Origin of the sequence: Candidatus Rhabdochlamydia sp. W815, assembly GCF_018642185.1 — a bacterium.
In the GTDB taxonomy this organism is placed as follows: domain Bacteria; phylum Chlamydiota; class Chlamydiia; order Chlamydiales; family Rhabdochlamydiaceae; genus Rhabdochlamydia; species Rhabdochlamydia oedothoracis.
Map to the genome: position 1 here is coordinate 1 of NZ_JAAVTY010000188.1, position 1,138 is coordinate 1,138.

The window sequence follows — 1,138 nt, forward strand, 5'->3', positions numbered from 1 at the left end:
AAAGCTCTTCTTAAGAGAGACATGGAATACGAAGTAATTCTTATAGATGCATCAGAAACACCTATAGAGCGTCCCCAAAAAAAGACAAAGATAAAAAGAGGATAAAAAATCGCAATAATAGACAGAAGCATTTTTACTCCGGAAAAAAGAAAAAGCATACGATCAAAATAGTCGTAGATAAGAAAACGAAAAAAGTTGTCAGAATAAACTTTTGTAATGGCAAAAAACATGTTTTTGCTCTTTAATGAGCGGTTTTGAGATTTGAAAAAATCTCGTTTATATTGGAGAGTTTAACTTACTCCGTTTAAGGAGCAACCCCTTCTTTGTGAGCAATTATGGAAAGTTATTTTTGCAAATCGATTTTCGACCCTAGAGCTGTTGCTTTAACTGCAGTAGGCGGATGTATAGCAGGAAGATTTTGTGGGATTTCCCCCATGCATGGAGCAATTTATGCAGTTACTAGCCGTAGTGTTGGTACAGTTGCGGCTATAATTCATATAGGTTTATTTACTAGATCTGTAAGACTTATGAATAGCTTTTCAAAATTTCTTGTAACGCCTTTACTAATGACTAGAGCTTACCTAGTTTTTACAGCTGGTAATAAAGCCCTTTCTTTAATAGGAAAACCACTTATTTTTACGACCGCGGTAAAAGTTTCTCTAATTTTAGGGATCACCAGCTTTTTTTCCGATTTATTAATTAATTATATTAAAGATCGGGCTTTCAAAAATTAAAAAAGAATATTTATGATTGTGCTTCTCTAAACCGATTGGATTTAGAATTGTTTATAATGTGTTATTTGCTGTAAAATAAATTGTTATTATTTTATAAAAATTAAAACTACTTTATAATAATTCTCTAATCAAACGGCCCTTTCAACCTTGAAGTGCACAAAAAAGAACATATAAATACTTGAAAAAACATCTATTGTGCACCCGAGCATAGCATGTTTGTAGATAATCTCGTAAACACTTCTAGTGGAGTTTCGAAGTTGAGAGCCTTTCTAGGTCTGTTATTTAGTAAAGTTTCCACCCTTTCTATATCCTTGGAAGTCGTATCTAAAAAGCTTTGTGTTTTAGGAAAATATTGCCTAACTAGTCCGTTTGTATGCTCATTTAAGCCTCTTTCCCAAGAATGG

Annotated in this window: 2 protein-coding genes and 1 pseudogene; 2 read left to right on the top strand and 1 reads right to left on the bottom strand. The window is 32.9% G+C overall.

What is annotated here, in order from left to right; all coding sequences use genetic code 11:
• Together RHOW815_RS08765 and RHOW815_RS08175 are read left to right on the top strand one after the other, a co-directional pair.
• A pseudogene (locus tag RHOW815_RS08765) lies at window positions 1-242 on the top strand (IS5/IS1182 family transposase); the annotation flags it as partial.
• A gap of 93 nt (window positions 243-335) precedes the next feature.
• A complete protein-coding gene (locus RHOW815_RS08175) occupies window positions 336-734 on the top strand; it encodes a hypothetical protein (protein WP_215217791.1) in 399 nt (132 codons plus the stop codon).
• 190 nt (window positions 735-924) lie between these two features.
• On the opposite strand, the gene RHOW815_RS09505 is transcribed toward RHOW815_RS08175, so the two are convergent.
• Window positions 925-1,138, bottom strand: a 214-nt coding sequence (locus RHOW815_RS09505) for a transposase (RefSeq protein ID WP_502757473.1), incomplete at its 5' end; no start/stop codon positions are given.

Excerpts from the sequence above, each read along its gene's own strand:
- RHOW815_RS08175 (WP_215217791.1), top strand. The coding sequence starts at position 336 with ATGGAAAGTTATTTTTGCAAATCGATTTTCGACCCTAGAGCTGTTGCT.